Genomic DNA, 17,169 nt, shown 5'->3' on the forward strand with positions numbered 1-17,169 from the left:
TTCAAAGCGGGAGCATCGCGAAACGTAAATAGTTCCCTACGTCAGTGCTAACTGAATCAGGTTCTACGGGTCTCGCGCCGCTGCCGCAGGGCAGTGGGGGGCGATCTCAGCCTTGTGGCTCCCCGACTATAGGCGTCGATGATAGCAGATGTGTGGCGCTCGGAGCTAGGTTCGTGTGACATTGCCGCTGAACGTGCAGGAATCAGCGGCAACGGGCAGGTTAGAGGCGAATGATGTGGTGACAGGTTTTCTCCAGTGCCACTTTGTCGTGGCTGATCAGCACCAGCGCGCAGCCCATTTCCTGCGTCAATGTGGTCATCAATTGCAATGTGCTGGCGGCCGTCACGGGATCGAGGCGTGAGGTGGGCTCATCGGCAATCAAGAGTTTGGGTTTCATCAGCAACGCGCGCAAAATTGCAAAGCGTTGCAGTTCGCCGCCGGACACTTGAGTCACTTTTCGTCCCAGCAGCTGCATCGACAATTTGAGCTTGGCCATCAGCGGCTCAATGCGGGTTGGGTCGATGGTGTGGCGTTGACACAAATCGCTCAGCAGCGTGTGCAGCGTTGCACTTTTCGGCAGCGCACTTGGCGGATCCTGATACAGCTTGAGCACATCGCCTGTCGCAAACGGTGTGGTGTGCCGCAACGTGCCGCCGGTGGCGCGTTTTAGGCCGACCAGAATGTCCGCCAGCGTGGATTTTCCACATCCGCTGTCTCCGCTGATGCCCAGAATTTCGCCCTGCGCAATGGAAAAATTGAGCTGCTCAAACAGCGTGCGATCGCCGTAATGCATACTCAGGTTTTCTACGTGCAGCACCGGCTCACCAACTGTCGGTAGCGATACGCTTGGCCAGAAACGTGGGTCCGCGGCGATCAGCGCTTTGGCGTAGTCCGATTGTGGCGCGCTCATCACTTGTTGCGCAGGCCCTCGCTCTTGCACCACGCCTTTTTTCATCACGATGATTTCGCCGCCCAATTGCTGCGCGACTTCAATGTCGTGCGTGATGGTCAGCACCGCGCCGCGCTGTTTATGGCTCAGCAACTGCGCGATGATTTGGTCGCGGCGGCTGACGTCCAGGCCTTTGGTTGGCTCATCGGCAATCAGCAGTTCACCACCGGCTTGGGTCGCGCACAAATAGGCCACGCGCTGCGCCATCCCGCCGGATAATTGATGCGGGAATTTCGCCATGTCGTCACCCAGTTCAACGCCCTGAAATGCCGCGTGGGTATGGGTGTGCGCTTGCGCGGGATCGCCATTGACCATCTCGTGCACTTCGCGCACCTGTTCGCCCACCGCCATCAATGGGCTTAGCGCGTACCACGGTTCTTGTGGCAAAACGGCCAGCTTTTTTCCCCACAGCTGTTGGCGAGCGTCGTGGCTGAGGTCGCGCTGCGTGTCGCCAAATAGCGTCACGTCGCCTTGCATGGTCAGCGTTTCCGGCAAGGTGCCGATAATGGCGTTGGCCATCAGGCTTTTACCCGAGCCGGTTTCGCCCAAAATCGTGACCGCTTCACCGCGACGAAGCTCAAATGACAGCGGCTCAACCAAGGTTTGCTCACCGGCTTGAATCGATAACTGCTCGACGTTCAATAACACACTCATGCCTGCTTCCCTCGCGCCAACAGGTGAAAACTCATCACTAAGAAAAACACCACCACAATCGGTTGAACCAGCACCCACGGCGCCTGTTGGTAATAGCGGAACAGCTCTACCATCATCAAACCGAGTTCGGCCGCAGGCGGCTTAAGGCCGACGTACAAAAAGCCAATGGAGGCCAGCGCCAGAATCGCGTTGCCAGCGCCAAAGCAGCCGAGGGTAAACAGGTCGGTGCGCAGCTCCGGCCACAGGTGGCGTTTGAACTGATACCAAACGCCAAAACCGTACAAACGCGAGGCTTCGATTTCGGGTGAGTGCAACAAGCTCAAAGTACGGCTGCGCACGACGCGGAAATATTCCACCCACAATATCAACGAGATGGCGAGATAGAGGATCAAAAACGACCCCGGCACCATGGCGCCAAACAGCAGCACCAGAATCAGCCCCGGCATGGCGAGTAACATATTGACCAACCACGAGAGCGATTTATCCCACCAGCCGCCTTTCCAAGCGGCGGTCACGCCGGCCAGCAAACCCAAAGCGGCCGAGGTGACCACGCTCACTACCGCCATCAGCAGGGAGGTGCTCACGGCGCTCGCTAAGCGGGCGTAGTTGCTGCGGCCATAATGATCGCGTCCCAGCGGCTCTTGCCATGAGGGCGAGGCAAAGGCTTGCGCCAAGGATTGCTGCGCGGGATCGCCGCGGTAAATCAGGGCTTCAAAGGCAGCAAAAACCACCAACGCGGCGAGAATGCTCATGCCTGCCCATTGACTGCGCGAGAACTGTTTCATGCCATCACCGCCTTGGTCGCCAAACGCTGACGTGGGTCGAGCCAGTATTGCGCGACATCGACCAGCGTGTTGATGGCCACAAACAGCAGCCCCATCAACAGCGCCGCCCCTTGAATCATGGGAATATCACGGCGAAAAATCGCGTGCGACAATGCGTGGCCGATGCCCGGCCAAGAGAACAGCGATTCAATCATCACAATGCCTTCGACTAAACTGACGGCCTGAATGCCGACAAACGCCATTACCGGCAGCGCAATATTGAGCTGCGCGTGACGGGTAAACGCTTGTTGATGGCTCAGCCCTTTTAAGCGCGCGAATTGAAAATAAGGCGAGTTCAGTACCTGATGCGTCGCGTTGCGAATCATTCGACTCGACATCGCAGCCATGCTCAGCGCCAGTGCCAATGCAGGCAGCACCAGATATTCGACGCTGCCAAACCCGGCAACGGGGAACAGGTTGAAATGGAGTGCAAACACCAACACCAACAGCAAACCAATCAGAAACACCGGCTGCGCCTTGATGATGATGGAACCAAACAGCGCCGCGTGATCGCTCCACTGATTGGCGCGGCGACCGCAATACAGCCCCACCGGAATGGCGATCAGCAGCGACAGTGCGGTCGCGGCCGCAGCCAGTAGCAAGGAATGCCCCAACTGGTGCGATAGTGCGGCGATCACCGGCTCACCGCTGACCAGAGAATTCCCGAGATTAAAATGCAGCAGGTCCCACAACCAGTTGAAATACAGCTCAAATCCAGAGCGATCCAGCCCCAATTCTGCCTGCACCGCTTGCGCAGCTTCGGCGTTCACGTAGTCATAACCGTAACGTCCTGCGGCAATGCGGTAGGCGATGTCGCCCGGAATCAGCCGCATCAACACGAAGGTCAACGTGCCGACCGACCACGCCACAAACAGCGCCTGGTACAAACGGGATAGCAAAATCTTAGTCATGGAAACGCATCTCCGACACGCGGTAATTGATTTCAAACGGGTCGAATGAGAAGCCGTCGAGGTGGCGATTGACCGCGACAATCTGGCGGTAATAGGTCACCGGGATCAGCGGCATTTCGTCGGCCAGTACCGTGGCGGCTTGCTGTGCTAACTGGCGATACTGCGCCGGGTCGGCTTCGCCAGACAGTTGTTCGAGCAACGTGCTAAAGGTGTTGGATGACCAGTGCATCGGCCCCCAGTCGGAGCCTTTTTCGGTCGCAAAATCGTTCATCAGTAGCGGCAGGGGATCGGCCAAGGTGCCGAAATTGCGGGCGATGAGTGCCATCTCCAAGCTGTCGTCGTGGTGCTTGGCTGGAATGGCACTGGAGTTATCAATCGAGATCTGAACATCAATGCCCAGTTCGCGCCATTGGGCTTGCAGCGCGGTGGCGATGAGCGGCAGCTCCGGGCGGTCCGCGTAAGTCACCAACTGCACGCGAAACATCTGGCCGTCGCGTTGCATCAGCCCTTGCGCATTGGCATGCCACCCTTGTGCGCTCAGCAACGCTTTCGCTTGTTGCAGCTTGTCCGCGTGCTGATTGTTGACGTGAGCGGTACCGGGTTGATGATCGCGCTGCGCGATGTGCCATGCACCCAGCGCAGGCGAAAACAGTTGGTAGGCTTCAGAGCCTGGCAGGCGGAGCACCGATTGCGCGATGCCTTCGCGATCCAGAGCCAAACTCAGTGCTTGTCGCACGGTTTTGTCATTCAGAAACGGGTGCGCGTTGTTGAGTTTGACCAACACCGTGCGCGGCATCGATTCCACATGCAGGTCAATATTTTTTGCCGCTTGCAGTGTGCTGATGCTGATGGGGTCGAGGGTGTAGACCAAATCGGCTTGACCACTTTGTGCCAACAAGGCGCGGCTTTCTGAGCGATGGCCGGCAAGGTATTCCACCGTGTCGATATGGGCAGGCGTACCCCAATAGGCGTCAAAGCGTGTCACTTTAGCTTTGTGCGGCGCTTGCAGGGTTGCAATCTGATAAGGCCCGGTGCCTTGTAATTGAATCACTTTGCCGCTGGCGTCCATCGAGCTTGGCGCGATAATCGCGGTGGAGTAGTGCGCCAGCACTGAGGGCAGCGCGCGGTAAGGGCGATCCAGCGTGATGACCACGCGATCGTTCAGCGCGCTGATCGACTGAATCGGTACTTGGCGAATCACGCCCGGTTTGGCGAGCGCGATATTAAGCGACTGCGCTGCCGCCTGCGCACTCAGCAGTGTGCCGTCGTGGAAATGCACGTTCGGACGAAGGGTGAATGTCCAGCTCAGGCCGTCATCACTTTGCTGCCAGCTTTGTGCCAACAGCGGGTAAGGTTCGGCGTCATCGTTGATGCCAACCAACGATTCCACCACTTGTAGACGGGAAAACACAAACCCGTCTTTCGACAGATCCTGACTGTTGAATTCAAACGGGCCAGAAATAGAGAGTGTGTCGTGCGTCGTGGCAGAAGGTTTCCAAAATAGAGTCGCGCCCACGCCCAACACCAGAGCGAGTATCAATAGCTTTTTCATAATTCCATGCTGAAATGTTATAACATAACAATATTGCAGCATGAGAATGGTTCTCATGTCTAGTACAAATTGAACGTTAGCAGGAAATAATATCCCGACCTGAGCATGGCATCAGGCCGGTTTGAGCTGAGAAAATCAGGCGGAATAGAGTGTCAGGAAGGTGTCGACTGCGCGCAGGGTGGTGGCTTTGAGTTCTGCTGGCTTAGGTTTTTCAATCGCACCTAAGGCGAACGGTTCAATGTGCTCCGCCGACAGTAATGCTTTGAACTGCATTGCAGCAATCCAGGTATCGCAGGCCTTCAAAGTGCCTTTTTTCACCTGACTGTCGATGTAATCGCTCAGGTGTGTCCAACCACATTTCGGACCATTTTCATAAAAGTGACGGCCAATCGATGATCGGTCAGCTTCGTGAATCGCCATGCGGTAAATGGCCATGGCATCCGGCGTCAGAACAGAGCTTAAAAAATTGTAACCAAATTCTAAAAGTGAAGTGCGAATTTCACGATTCGGGTCAAGAGAGAGGAAAGATTGAGCAATTTGTTCGGTCGCTGAAGACTTCATGACCGCACAAAAGATCTCTTCCTTAGAGCTGAAGTAGTTGTAGAGCGTCGCTTTGGATCCACCCAGTTCCTTGGCAATATGGGACATGGAGGTTTGTTCAAATCCTTGCTGTGTAAAGGAATTTTTCGCAATTTCCAAAATGGCCTGTCTTTTTTCTTCGCTTTTTACTCGCATGAACTCGTCTATTCCCGTGGAAAATTGTGGATAAGTTTCTCTTGACGATCCAAATCTGTCAAGAGTATAACTGTACGGTACGGTTTAGTTATAAGGTTTCCAAATGTGAAAAGCAGTGCCAAACGCCAAGGGATAGTGCGCAAAACAGTCCCTTATTTCTCCATGACATTACTCAGCACGCTGATTCTGGCGGGCTGTTCTACGCCTAATCACAGCAGTGAACTGGGCACGGTCGCCGATGCGGCCGACCTTCAATCGCAACAAACCTTTGCCAATCATGCCGAGATGGACTGGCCATCGGATCATTGGTGGGAGCGTTATCAGGATGCGCAGTTGAATCAATTGATCAACGAAGCCTTTGCTCAATCGCCGACGTTGCAAATTGCCATGGCGCGTATGAAAAATGCGCAAGGTATTGCGCAGCAAGCAGGCGCGGCGCGTTCGGTGAATGTCGGGCTTTCCGCGTCGGCGACAGAGAGCAAAGTGAGTTACCAATATCAGGCGGCAATGCCACCGCACGGTTGGAATGACTACGGTTCGCTAACTCTTAACTTCCAGTATGACTTTGACTTTTGGGGTAAGAACCGAGCGGGAGTTGCCGCAGCGACATCTGAGCTGGCAGCGGCGGAAGCCGAAGGGGTATCGGCACGTCTGATGCTCGCCACCTCTATCGCCAATGCCTATGCCGAACTGGCGCGTCTGTATGCTAACCAACATACGGTGGAAGCGGCGCTGGATGTGCGCAACAAAACCGTCGAACTGCTGCAAAAGCGTTATGAAAACGGGCTGGAAACCTTAGGTTCTGTCAGTCAGGCCAGAGCAATTGCAGCCAGCGTTGAAGCGGAATTGCTGGGCCTGAATGAGTCGATTCAATTGCAGAAAAACGCACTGGCGGCCTTAGCGGGTCAAGGGCCGGATCGCGCATTGACGATTCAGGAACCCCGGGTGGCACTGAATGCTCGTTACGGATTGCCAACGGATGCTGGTATCGGTTTGCTCGGGCATCGCGCCGACATTACCGCCGCGCGCTGGCGCGCCGAAGCGGCTGCTCAGCGCGTGGGCATTGCCGAAGCGCAGTTTTATCCGGATGTGACGTTGTCTGCGTTTATCGGCTATCAGGCGTTTGGCCTCGATAACCTGTTTAACAGCGGCAACGACGCGGGCGGTATTGGTCCGGCTATCTATTTGCCGCTGTTTACCGGCGGCCGATTGGACGGTCAATTGACGTCGGCGCAGGCGAGTTATCAGGAAGCGGTCGGCGGATACAACGCCACGCTCACCCAAGCGTTGCATGACGTGGCCGACGTGGTGACCAGCACCAAGGCATTGGATATGCGCATCGCCAAAACAGAGGAAGCGGTCGAGCAGGCGCAGCGCGCGTTGCAGATTGCCAGCAACCGTTATCAGGGTGGTCTCGCTACTTACCTTGACGTGCTGGTGGCAGAAGAGTCGCTATTGAATAATCAACGAGCGCTGGTGAACTTGCAGTCACGTGCGTTCAGCTTAGACCTCGCTCTGATCCATGCCTTGGGCGGCGGTTTTCAATCAACACAGTCTTGATTCGGTTTTAAAAAGGTTTCTATCCCATGAGTTCATCAGACAATACCAATACAGAAACAACAGAATTTGATGCTGCGCGAGCCAAGCAGTCGCGCAAAAAAGGGTTTCTGGCACTGGCAGCCGCAGTCATTCTGGCGGGTGGCGGTTACGGCGCCTACTGGCATTTTATCGGTTCACGCTATGTGTCGACCGACAACGCCTATGCGGCGGCAGAAATTGCCGAAGTGACCCCGGCGGTGGGTGGCATCATTGCCAGCGTGAGCGTGGTCGATACCCAATACGTCAATAAAGGCGACGTGTTAGTGCAAATCGACGATACCGATGCGCGTTTGGCGCTCAGCCAGGCGGAAGCGGATTTGGCGCTGGCTACGCGCCGCGTACGCAGCTATCTCGCCAATGACGAAGGTTTGACTGCGATGGTTGAAGCGCAGGAAGCGAGCGAGCAACGTGCCGAGGCACAACTGAAAGCCGCGCAGGCCGATTTTGCGCGCGCTAAGATAGACCTTGCGCGCCGTGAAGACTTGGTGCGCAGTGGTTCGGTGTCCGGCGAAGAGCTGACCAACGCCAAAACCGGTTTCCAACAAGCGCAGGCCAACCTGAATGCGGCGAAAGCGGCGATGGCACAGGCACAGGCCACCAAGCTATCGACCATTGGTTCACAAAAAGCCAATGCCGCGCTGACCGATAACACCACGGTCGAAAACAACCCGGAAGTGCTGCTGGCGAAAGCGCGTTATGAACAGGCGCAGATCGATCTGGAACGCACCGTGATTCGCGCGCCGATTAGCGGCATCATCGCCAAGCGTCAGGTTCAGGTGGGCCGCCGTGTTCAAGTCGGTATGCCGCTGATGACCGTGGTGCCAGTGAACAACATTTATGTCGATGCCAACTTCAAAGAAGTGGAACTGCGCAACGTGAAAGTGGGGCAGCCAGTAACATTGACCGCCGATCTATATGGTGACGATGTCACTTATCACGGTGTGGTCGCAGGATTTTCTGGTGGCACGGGCTCAGCGTTCTCGATGATTCCGGCGCAAAACGCAACGGGTAACTGGATCAAAGTCGTGCAGCGTCTGCCGGTGCGCATTGAACTCGACCCGAAAGATTTGCAGTCTCATCCGCTGCAAGTGGGCTTGTCGATGATCGTCACGGTGGATACTTCCGCTGACACCAATGAGCAGGCGATTGCTCAGTTCCGCGCAGCGAAAGCGTCAGAGCAAGGCTAAGGTGAAGCCATGAGTCATTCCTCTGACAATGAGATCAAACCTTTGTCAGGTGGGGCGCTGTTTCTCGGCGCCCTATGTCTGGCGATGGCGAACTTTCTCGCCATTTTGGATACCACGATTGCCAACGTGTCGGTCTCGAACATTGCTGGCAGCTTAGGCACTTCAACCAGTCAGGGCACGTACGTGATCACCTCGTATGCGGTGGCTGAAGCGATTTCGGTTCCCTTAACCGGATGGCTTGCGCGGCGTTTTGGGTCGATTCGCGTCTTCGTTACCTGTTTTCTGCTGTTTGGTGTGTTTTCGTTGCTGTGTGGCATGGCGACCAGCATGAATATGCTGGTGATGTTCCGTGTGTTCCTCGGCTTTGCTGGTGGTCCGCTGATGCCGCTGTCACAAACGCTGATGATTCGTATCTTCCCCAAAAACAAGAGCCACGCGGCGATTGGTATCTGGTCGATGACCACCTTGGTGGCGCCGATCATGGGGCCGATTTTGGGCGGCGTACTGTGTGACCAGTTCAGTTGGCCGTACATCTTCTTCGTCAAAACGCCCTTTGCGATTGTGGCGGCGATTTTGTGCTGGAAGCTGCTGAAGAAATTTGAAACTCAAACTGCCCATTCGAAAATCGACAAAGTCGGTTTGGCGCTACTGGTGGTGTGGGTTGCCGCACTGCAATTGATGCTGGATGAAGGTAAAGATCACGACTGGTTTGAATCGTCACGTATTGTCACGCTGGCGGTGATTGCCGCGGTGGGCTTTGTCGCTTTCCTGATTTGGGAGCTGACCGAGCGTAATCCGGTGGTGGATTTGAAAGTGTTCCGGCATCGCGGCTACTCCATGAGCATGGTGACCTTGTCACTGGCGTTTGGCGCCTTCTTCAGTATCTCGGTATTGACGCCGTTGTGGCTGCAAATTTACATGGGTTACACCGCGACCATCTCGGGGCACGCGACGGCGACCATGGGCATACTGGCGGTGTTTCTTGCACCGATCATCGCCAACTTGTCGTCGAAATATGATCCGCGGCCGTTTGTGTTTGTCGGCGTGATGTGGCTCGGTTTCTGGACCTTTATGCGCAGTTTCAACACGGTTGATATGACCTTTGAGCAAATCAGTTGGCCGATGTTCGTGCAGGGGATTGGTATGCCGCTGTTCTTTGTGCCGCTGACGGCGATTGCGCTCGGCAGTGTCAAAGTCCATGAGATGGAATCGGCGGCGGGGTTGATGAACTTCATACGAACCTTATCCGGCGCGTTTGCCACCTCGATGATCAACACCTCCTGGGAGCACGAATCGCGCTACGTGCATGCTGAATTGGCGGGCTTGACCGACAAAGCAGGTGTGGCGACGCAAGCGATGCAAAACGCGGGCATGAGCGCCGATCAAACCCGCTCGGCGATGGACTGGATGCTGCAAGGGCAGAGTGTGATGGTCGCGACCAACCAACTGTTCTTTGTGATCGCGGTAATTTTTGCCGTTGCTGCGTGCATGATCTGGTTTGCGCCGAAACCGAAACACGCGGTGGACCCGTCCGCGGCGCACTAAATAACATGCATTAAACGAATTAATCCACGGGGCTGTTTGTCAGGAATTGGACTCTCGCTGGCTTTCAGCCCCCTTTTTTAATTTGCCTACCTAAATCGAACTCACGGTTGTTGAGTTATTAGTTGATAATACTTCTCATTAACTGCGAGTTTGTGCGACACTAAGCCCTCTGTTTTTGAGGTGTTTTGCTGTCATGACTCGTCCTTCTTTATCGTTTAATCGCCTTTGCAAACTGCTGGACTACATCCATGCGCATCTGGATCAGCCGTTGTCGCTGGATGATTTGGCGCAGCAAAGCTGTTGGTCACGCTGGCAATTACAGCGAGTATTTCAGAGTGAAACCGGACTGACCGTGGCTAACTACGTGCGTGAGCTGAAACTGAGCGAAGCCGCCGAAAACCTGATTGGCGGCTCAGAGCGGGTGATTGATATTGCGCTCGCCAACGGTTTCAGCTCTGAAATCAGTTTTAGCCGCGCGTTTCGGCAGCATTTTGGGCTAAGCCCGCGTGACTATCGCAAGCTCGGTCGTCGCACCGGGCTGCGCAAACCGTTGCAAACCACGCAGCGCCCACCTCAGGTAAGCCAAGCGCCGCAACTGATGCAGTTGCGGGTCGAATCGGCTGAATCGGAAACCTTTTATGGCCTTGCGACGCCGATTCGTGGCTTGCTGGCTGCAGAGCCTGATTTTGCTGAGCAGGTGCCAAGTCTGTGGGCGCAGTTTTCGCCGCTGATTGAGCATCAAGCCACGCAGCCACTGACCGGCGTTATCGACGTGACTGCTGCCGCTCACAATGAGCAGCCCCTAATCTATTGGGCAACCTGTGGCCAATCGCTAGCAGGCTGCGAGCCAGTCACTGTGCCAGCGCAAACTTACGCAGTCGTGAAACATCGCGGGCCGATTGCCTTGCTGCCACAAACGCTGGCGTGGTTTATCTTCGACTGGCTGCCGCAATCGAACTATCGCGGTGTGGATGGGTTTGAACTGGAGCGTTACCCCGATGGCTACGACGGCACGGCTTTGAATGCTGAGATGGAATACTGGCTACCGGTTGAAATTGCCTGAGCAAACTTAACATGCTCCAAATTGTTAACTTTTCGACCTGCACTTTTCATAAAATACAAATGATAGTTATTCTCACAAAAGAAAAGCAGGGTAGTTAAACATCATGGATTTGAATCCACACGCCACATTTTCGCCGATCGCGTTGGCGATCCTGTCACTTTTGATGCCCACCACCAGTGTTGCCGCCGATGAGCCAAGTGGCTCAGAAACGGAAACGGTGACCATTTTAGGTCAGACTTATCGCAACACCGCGACCAAAACCGCGCTGGCGCCGGAAGAGACGCCGCAAGGCATCACCGTGATTGACGGTGAACTGCTTGAGCAGCGCGGTGTGCCATCGGTTGGTCAGGCGCTGCGCTACGCACCTGGCGTGGTGACGGAAACCAAAGGCGGTTCGGTCACCATGTACGACAACTTCTACATTCGTGGTTTTCAGGTCGACCAAAGCTATTACGGCGGCTTGGTACTGCAATACCTCAAAGGCTGGAACTTGCAGCCACAGATTGACCCGATTGCGATGCAGCAACTGGAGATCTTCAAAGGGCCAACATCGGTGTTGTATGGCGCGATGCCTCCGGGCGGCATGGTGAACGTGATTGCCAAAGCGCCGCAAAAGCAGCGCAGTACCGAAGTGTCGGCCTCCACGGGTTCGCGCAATTTGCAGCAGGTGACGCTCGATACCACCGGGCCACTGAGCGATGCACTCTCTTACCGTTTGATTGCCAAAGCGCGCAAACAGGACGGTCAGGTCGATGGCACTGAGGAAGAGCGCTATTTGATTGCGCCGTCACTCGACTGGCAAGTCACCGACAAAACGCTGATCAATCTTAACCTCTATTATCAGAACGATCCGTCGATGGGCATGAACTCGGCCTTGCCCGCGTCGGGCACCGTGACGTCCAACGCCAACGGTTCAACGTCCTCCTCGACCTATGCTGGCGACACCAACTGGAGCACATTCGAGCGTGAAATTCTGATGCTGGGTTATAAAGTGCAGCATCAGTTCACCGACAACTGGGCGTTCTTACAGAACCTGCGTTACACCGATGCGTCGCTGAGCCAGAAAAACCTCTATCACAGCAGTGGCGGTTTTGATGAAACCACGGGCGTACTGACGCGCAACATTTACAGCACCGATGAAAGTTACAACGGTTTGGTGGTCGATAACCAACTGTCTGGCGTGATCAACTGGGGCAGCGTGGAACACAATCTGCTGTTCGGTGTTGATTACCAACGCCTGAAAGGCGACTCGCTGTATAAAACCTACACCACCACCGACAGCGATTTTTACAGCTTTAACCTGTTCAATCCCAACAACAATTTGCTCGATAGCAGCACAGTGTCGGCGCAGTATGCATACGACTACGATATCGCAATCAAACAGCTTGGCGGTTATTTCCAGGATCAACTGCGCTGGAATCGCTGGGTGCTGATTGCCGGCGGGCGTTTCGATCACTACACCAGCGAAAGCGTGGTGTCCGGTTACAGCACCAAAGCCGACGACAACGAGTTTTCTTATCGCGTTGGCGCGCTGTATCAGTTTGATTCCGGGTTCGCACCGTTTGCCAGCTACGCCACCAGTTTTTCACCAGTGGCTGGCACCGACAGTCAGTTCGGTCAGCCGTTCAAGCCGGAAACAGGCGAGCAGATGGAAGTGGGCGTGAAATATCAGTCGGCGGACATGAGCAAGCAGGCCAGCGTGTCGCTCTACCACATTGTGAAAAACAATGTAGTGGTGACGGACCCAAGCTCGGCTAACTATCAGGATGATATTCAGGTGGGAGAAGTGCGCTCACAAGGCGTAGAAGTTCAAGGCCGCTGGTGGCTGATACCAAACTGGGACATCGCGGCAAGCTACACTTACGCTGACGTCGAAGTGACCAAAGACAGCACCAATGGTTTGCAAGGGACTACGCCGATTTATGTACCCAAACACAGCGCCACCTTATGGAGCACTTACCAAGTTGATGAAGGGATGTTGGGCGGCAGCAGAGTGAGCGGCGGCGCGCGCTATGTCGGTGAAATGTACATGGACGCGACCAATACTCAAGGCAAAGTGCCGGATTACACCGTGGTTGACCTGTCACTGGGTTACGATCTCGGCCGCGTGAGTGAGCGTCTGCAAGGGGCGCGTGCGGATCTTATCGCCAGTAATCTGTTCGATCGGGAGTACTACACCTGCTACAACAACATGAACTGCTGGTATGGCGCGGAACGCACCATCGAGCTGAAACTCGGTTATCAGTTCTAATCTGCCAGTATCTCAAGCGCCCGGTTTTGACCGGGCGTCTTGCATTCGGTTAACCCGGTCTTAACCCACGTTCCATTACGCTTGAGTACGACAAAAAAATTCGTCGGCTTTGACCTGCCTTTTTCTTTGGCATCATTCAGTTACGCTATGATGTAAAGCAAAGCGCAAGAATGAAGCGTCACGCGCGCCATTCGGCCTTGCACAGTGACCTTCAGGTCGAAAGATTCAGCAAAGCCCTTATCCGTAACAGCAGTAGGTAAAAAGGAATGTTAAAGGCGTTATTGGTGGAAGACGATATCGATCTGGCCACCGCTTTGATTGACTATATGTCTCTGGAAGAGATCGAATGCGATTTCGCCGCCGACGGACAAGTTGGCTACAACCTGATCATGGCAAATCGCTACGACGTGATTGTGCTCGATCTCAATCTGCCCAAAATAGAAGGTTTGGTGGTATGCGAGCGCATTCGTGAGCGCGGAATTGAAACACCGGTATTGATGCTGACCGCGCGCGATACGTTGGACGATAAACTGCAAGGTTTTAGCCATGGTGCGGACGACTATCTGGTCAAGCCGTTTGCGATGGAAGAGCTGATGGTGCGCATTCAGGTGTTGGCGAAGCGCCGCAGCGGACAGGTGTCGAAATTGCGTGTCGCCGATCTGGAGCTGGATATGGCGCAGCGCAAAGTGACGCGCGCCGGTCAGGAGATCAAACTCTCACCGATTGCGATTAAAATTCTCGAATTGCTGATGCGTGAATACCCATCGGGCGTATCACGGGAAAAAATTGCCTTGAATGTGTGGGGTGATGAACAACCGGACAGCAACAGCCTCAAAGTACACATGTTCAACCTGCGTAAACAGATAGACAAAGAGGGATTAGAACCATTGATTCACACTCTTCCCGGTTACGGATTCGCCATACAACGGCAGGGCAATGATGAAACTGCGTCGTAGCCTGAAAATATTCTTTGCCTGCGCGGTAATGGCGATGGGCACCATCACGGTGCTGAGCTATTCCACTCTGGCTGCCAACTACTTCGAGCAAGGACTTGATGGCGGCATGCGCATGACCATGGTTGAAATCGGCCGCCACGCGCAGTTGGAGAACGGTAAGCCAAAGATGATTCTCGGCTTTCAGGTCGCTCGCCGCTGGCAGGATGTACAACCCGCGATTCGCGAAGTGTTTGCCGTGCCCGGTGAACATCTCGACTTTAGCAAACGTGTCGACAGTTCGAGCTGGTTCTCGGTGCCGGAGCGCGCGCTGTTTCTGATGCGTTACGATCAGGGCACGACCGAAACACTCTACATTTCGCGCGTGATGGATGACTTTACGCACGCCAAAATTGACCATGGTATGCCCAAAGGCAAGTGGCCCCATTTTGTCAAACTGATGAGCTACGGCGCGCTGGGTATCGCGCTGTTTGCGTTATGTATGTATTTTCTGATGCAACTGGTCGCCAAACCAGTGGAGAGACTGGGCCACTGGGCGAAAAACCTGACCCCTGCGCAGCTCAATGAGCCGCTGCCGGATTTTCAGTACAACGAGTTGAACCGTCTGGCAGATGTCCTGCGCAATAGCGTGTCATCGGTGGAAGATTCATTGCGCCGTGAACAGAAGTTCCTAGCTCATGCCAGTCATGAGCTGCGCACACCGATCGCCGTGGTGCGCAGCAACGCTGAGTTGCTGGCTAAGCTGCTTGATAAACCGGACAGCCTGGACAAGCAGAAACAAGTGGTGGAACGGATAATACGTGCAGGGGTTACAATGACCGACCTGACTGAAACGCTGTTATGGCTCAATCGCGGCAACGAGAGTGAACCACCGCTGAGTGAAGTGGAGCTGTGTACATTGGTTGAACACATCAGTCAGGAACTGAGTTATCTGGTGCAAAACAAAGAGGTAGAGGTGGAAGTGCATCTCTCTCCCGGTCAGTTTTTACTGCCCAAAACGCTGTGTCACATTGTGTTGAGTAACCTCATTCGCAATGCCTATCAACACACGCTGTTTGGCAAAGTTCTCATCACTCAGCAAGGGGCTCAGGTGACCATTTCCAATCAGGATCACAGTGGCAGTAATACTCAGGATACACTCGGTTTCGGTCTGGGCCTTGAGTTGACCAATCGCATTATTCGTCACTATAAATGGCAGTATCACACCATTGAACGCGACAATGGTCGCGAGGTAACGATCAACTTCCTCTGGCAATAAAAAATGCCCACTCAATCGAGTGGGCAAAGCGTAATCGTTATAGGGGGCACATATTACGCTGTAGCGCGAACGCCTTGTTTTGCTTTTTCACGCATGCCCAACATCAGAGTCAGACCAAACGCAACCGCAAACGAAATCACCATGCCCACCACGTAGTAACCGATTTTCTCCGGGTTGATGGAGATGATGCCTGGCAAACCTGCCGCACCCAGTGCTTGCGCTTTGACGTTAAACAGAGTAATGAACGCACTGGCAATCGCAGAACCTGTGATGGCGGCGATGAACGGGTAACGCAGTTTCAGGTTCACACCAAACATCGCCGGTTCCGTAATGCCCAGCAGTGCGGTAATGCCCGATGGCACGGCAATGCCTTTGAGCTTGATGTCTTTGGTGGTAAAGCCGACCGCCAGCGCTGCGGCGCCTTGTGCCACGTTAGACATGGCCGCAATCGGGAAAATGAAGGTGCCACCAGTGGTTGCGATATCCGCCAGCAGCTGAGTTTCAATCGCAATGAAGCTGTGGTGCATACCGGTAATTACGAACGGAGCATAGATAAAACCAAACAGCGCGCCGCCGATAAAGCCTGCCGAATCGTACAGCCAGTTGAGGCCGTCACCCAGCATAAAGCCGACATCACGCGTGATTGGGCCAACTAAGGTGAACGTCAGGAAACCGGTGATGAAAATCGCCAGCATCGGTGTCAGCAGATTATCGAGCACGGACGGAATCACTTTGCGCAGACCGAGCTCAACTTTGGCTAAAATGAAGGCCGAAACCAGCACTGGCAGAACCGAGCCTTGATAGCCCACTTTCTGAATTTCCAGCCCGAGAATATTCCACGTCGGCACAGTGCCAGCCACGGTCGCGCTACCAAAGCCCCAACCGTTAAGCAGATCCGGGTGAACCATCAGCATACCCAGCGCCGCGCCAAGGAACGGGTTTCCGCCAAATTTGCGTGACGCAGAGAACGCCAGCAGAACGGGTAAGTAAACAAACGGGGCGTTGGCGAAGGTGTTGATCATACTGGCCAAATCCGCCAGGCCAGGGTTGGCATCAATTAGCGATTGACCATCAATAAACAAGCCTTTGGCGGTCAGTACGTTGAACAGCCCCATGAGCAGACCGCCCGCAACGATGGCCGGAATGATAGGCACGAAAATATCGGATAGGCCTTTTACCGCGCGCTGCACGATGTTCTGTTTTTGCGCGCCAGCGCTGGCGACATCGTTGGTCGACATATCGGCCATGCCGGTCAGTTTCGCCATTTCGGCATACACCTGATTGACGATACCTGAGCCAAAAATGATCTGGTATTGGCCCGCGACCTTGAACTGGCCTTTGACGCCATCCAGCGTTTCGATTGCGCTTTCATCAATCTGTGATTCATCTTTCACTGCCAGACGTAGTCGTGTTGCGCAGTGTGCCAGCGCCTGGATGTTGGCTTTGCCACCCAAGTGCTCGAGAAGTTGTTTTGCTATGACTGGATAGTCCATAACTCACCCCGGTTCTTGTTACTTGTCAGTATACCCGTCCTGTCTGAAGTTGCGCGGTGTCGGCCGCTTCAATGTGTCTGGGTTTAGTTGTGTACTGCTTTATGATTATACTTTTGGGAACGTTTGCAAAAGCGATTCTTGTCAATTAATTCCGCTCGGTCAAAAGATCGTGATGAATTCTGTGAGAATGATCGC

At 54.4% G+C, this 17,169-nt stretch carries 13 protein-coding genes and 1 riboswitch; of the genes, 7 read left to right on the forward strand and 6 right to left on the reverse strand.

The annotated features are described in order from the left end of the window. Window positions 1-16 precede the first annotated feature (16 nt). Window positions 17-135, reverse strand: a riboswitch (TPP riboswitch). 85 nt (window positions 136-220) lie between these two features. The 5 genes from DYA43_RS05165 to DYA43_RS05185 form a co-directional block, all read right to left on the reverse strand. Beyond that, window positions 221-1,603 (reverse strand): ABC transporter ATP-binding protein, encoded by a 1,383-nt coding sequence (locus DYA43_RS05165; RefSeq protein ID WP_061056376.1) that lies wholly within the window; start codon window positions 1,601-1,603, stop codon window positions 221-223. After that, complete coding sequence (locus DYA43_RS05170; protein WP_061056377.1) at window positions 1,600-2,388, reverse strand: ABC transporter permease; 789 nt, start codon at window positions 2,386-2,388, stop codon at window positions 1,600-1,602. The genes DYA43_RS05165 and DYA43_RS05170 overlap by 4 nt, the downstream gene beginning before the upstream one ends. Next, the gene (locus DYA43_RS05175) at window positions 2,385-3,338 is read right to left on the reverse strand and encodes an ABC transporter permease (protein WP_014204815.1); all 954 of its coding nucleotides are present in this window, start codon (window positions 3,336-3,338) and stop codon (window positions 2,385-2,387) included. Before DYA43_RS05175 ends, DYA43_RS05170 begins: the two co-directional genes overlap by 4 nt. Beyond that, complete coding sequence (locus DYA43_RS05180) at window positions 3,331-4,890, reverse strand: ABC transporter substrate-binding protein (RefSeq protein ID WP_061056378.1); 1,560 nt, start codon at window positions 4,888-4,890, stop codon at window positions 3,331-3,333. The genes DYA43_RS05175 and DYA43_RS05180 overlap by 8 nt, the downstream gene beginning before the upstream one ends. 135 nt (window positions 4,891-5,025) lie before the next feature. Then, window positions 5,026-5,625 carry a TetR/AcrR family transcriptional regulator gene (locus DYA43_RS05185; protein ID WP_020330088.1) on the reverse strand — a complete coding sequence of 200 codons (600 nt, stop codon included), beginning with the start codon at window positions 5,623-5,625 and terminating at the stop codon, window positions 5,026-5,028. Between the two features lie 162 nt (window positions 5,626-5,787). Here DYA43_RS05185 and DYA43_RS05190 point away from each other — a divergent pair, with 162 nt between their 5' ends. The 7 genes from DYA43_RS05190 (at window position 5,788) to DYA43_RS05220 (ending at window position 15,481) form a co-directional block, all read left to right on the forward strand. After that, window positions 5,788-7,185 carry an AdeC/AdeK/OprM family multidrug efflux complex outer membrane factor gene (locus tag DYA43_RS05190; protein ID WP_267959280.1) on the forward strand — a complete coding sequence of 466 codons (1,398 nt, stop codon included), beginning with the start codon at window positions 5,788-5,790 and terminating at the stop codon, window positions 7,183-7,185. A gap of 26 nt (window positions 7,186-7,211) precedes the next feature. Next, window positions 7,212-8,411, forward strand: coding sequence for an HlyD family secretion protein (locus tag DYA43_RS05195; protein WP_014204819.1), 1,200 nt, complete (start codon window positions 7,212-7,214; stop codon window positions 8,409-8,411). A gap of 9 nt (window positions 8,412-8,420) precedes the next feature. After that, window positions 8,421-9,956: a multidrug efflux MFS transporter permease subunit VceB gene (gene vceB / locus DYA43_RS05200; RefSeq protein WP_020330091.1), complete on the forward strand. Its 1,536-nt coding sequence runs from the start codon at window positions 8,421-8,423 to the stop codon at window positions 9,954-9,956. A gap of 193 nt (window positions 9,957-10,149) precedes the next feature. Continuing rightward, complete coding sequence (locus tag DYA43_RS05205; RefSeq protein WP_020330092.1) at window positions 10,150-11,019, forward strand: helix-turn-helix domain-containing protein; 870 nt, start codon at window positions 10,150-10,152, stop codon at window positions 11,017-11,019. 109 nt (window positions 11,020-11,128) lie between these two features. Continuing rightward, the gene (locus DYA43_RS05210) at window positions 11,129-13,270 is read left to right on the forward strand and encodes a TonB-dependent siderophore receptor (RefSeq protein ID WP_370446009.1); all 2,142 of its coding nucleotides are present in this window, start codon (window positions 11,129-11,131) and stop codon (window positions 13,268-13,270) included. Window positions 13,271-13,536: 266 nt separating this feature from the next. Beyond that, on the forward strand, window positions 13,537-14,226 hold the full coding sequence (locus tag DYA43_RS05215) for a response regulator transcription factor (protein WP_047457072.1): 690 nt from the start codon (window positions 13,537-13,539) through the stop codon (window positions 14,224-14,226). Next, on the forward strand, window positions 14,207-15,481 hold the full coding sequence (locus DYA43_RS05220) for a sensor histidine kinase (RefSeq protein ID WP_225869431.1): 1,275 nt from the start codon (window positions 14,207-14,209) through the stop codon (window positions 15,479-15,481). Before DYA43_RS05215 ends, DYA43_RS05220 begins: the two co-directional genes overlap by 20 nt. Window positions 15,482-15,534: 53 nt before the next feature. On the opposite strand, the gene DYA43_RS05225 is transcribed toward DYA43_RS05220, so the two are convergent. After that, window positions 15,535-16,974, reverse strand: coding sequence for a sucrose-specific PTS transporter subunit IIBC (locus DYA43_RS05225; protein WP_061056381.1), 1,440 nt, complete (start codon window positions 16,972-16,974; stop codon window positions 15,535-15,537). Window positions 16,975-17,169: the final 195 nt, after the last annotated feature.

This window comes from Vibrio fluvialis (genome assembly GCF_900460245.1).
Lineage (GTDB): Bacteria > Pseudomonadota > Gammaproteobacteria > Enterobacterales > Vibrionaceae > Vibrio > Vibrio fluvialis.

Coding starts and splice junctions, on each gene's coding strand:
- DYA43_RS05165 (WP_061056376.1), bottom strand. CDS start 1,603: ATGAGTGTGTTATTGAACGTCGAGCAGTTATCGATTCAAGCCGGTGAG.
- DYA43_RS05170 (WP_061056377.1), bottom strand. CDS start 2,388: ATGAAACAGTTCTCGCGCAGTCAATGGGCAGGCATGAGCATTCTCGCC.
- DYA43_RS05175 (WP_014204815.1), bottom strand. CDS start 3,338: ATGACTAAGATTTTGCTATCCCGTTTGTACCAGGCGCTGTTTGTGGCG.
- DYA43_RS05180 (WP_061056378.1), bottom strand. CDS start 4,890: ATGAAAAAGCTATTGATACTCGCTCTGGTGTTGGGCGTGGGCGCGACT.
- DYA43_RS05185 (WP_020330088.1), bottom strand. CDS start 5,625: ATGCGAGTAAAAAGCGAAGAAAAAAGACAGGCCATTTTGGAAATTGCG.
- DYA43_RS05190 (WP_267959280.1), top strand. CDS start 5,788: ATGACATTACTCAGCACGCTGATTCTGGCGGGCTGTTCTACGCCTAAT.
- DYA43_RS05195 (WP_014204819.1), top strand. CDS start 7,212: ATGAGTTCATCAGACAATACCAATACAGAAACAACAGAATTTGATGCT.
- vceB (WP_020330091.1), top strand. CDS start 8,421: ATGAGTCATTCCTCTGACAATGAGATCAAACCTTTGTCAGGTGGGGCG.
- DYA43_RS05205 (WP_020330092.1), top strand. CDS start 10,150: ATGACTCGTCCTTCTTTATCGTTTAATCGCCTTTGCAAACTGCTGGAC.
- DYA43_RS05215 (WP_047457072.1), top strand. CDS start 13,537: ATGTTAAAGGCGTTATTGGTGGAAGACGATATCGATCTGGCCACCGCT.
- DYA43_RS05220 (WP_225869431.1), top strand. CDS start 14,207: ATGATGAAACTGCGTCGTAGCCTGAAAATATTCTTTGCCTGCGCGGTA.
- DYA43_RS05225 (WP_061056381.1), bottom strand. CDS start 16,974: ATGGACTATCCAGTCATAGCAAAACAACTTCTCGAGCACTTGGGTGGC.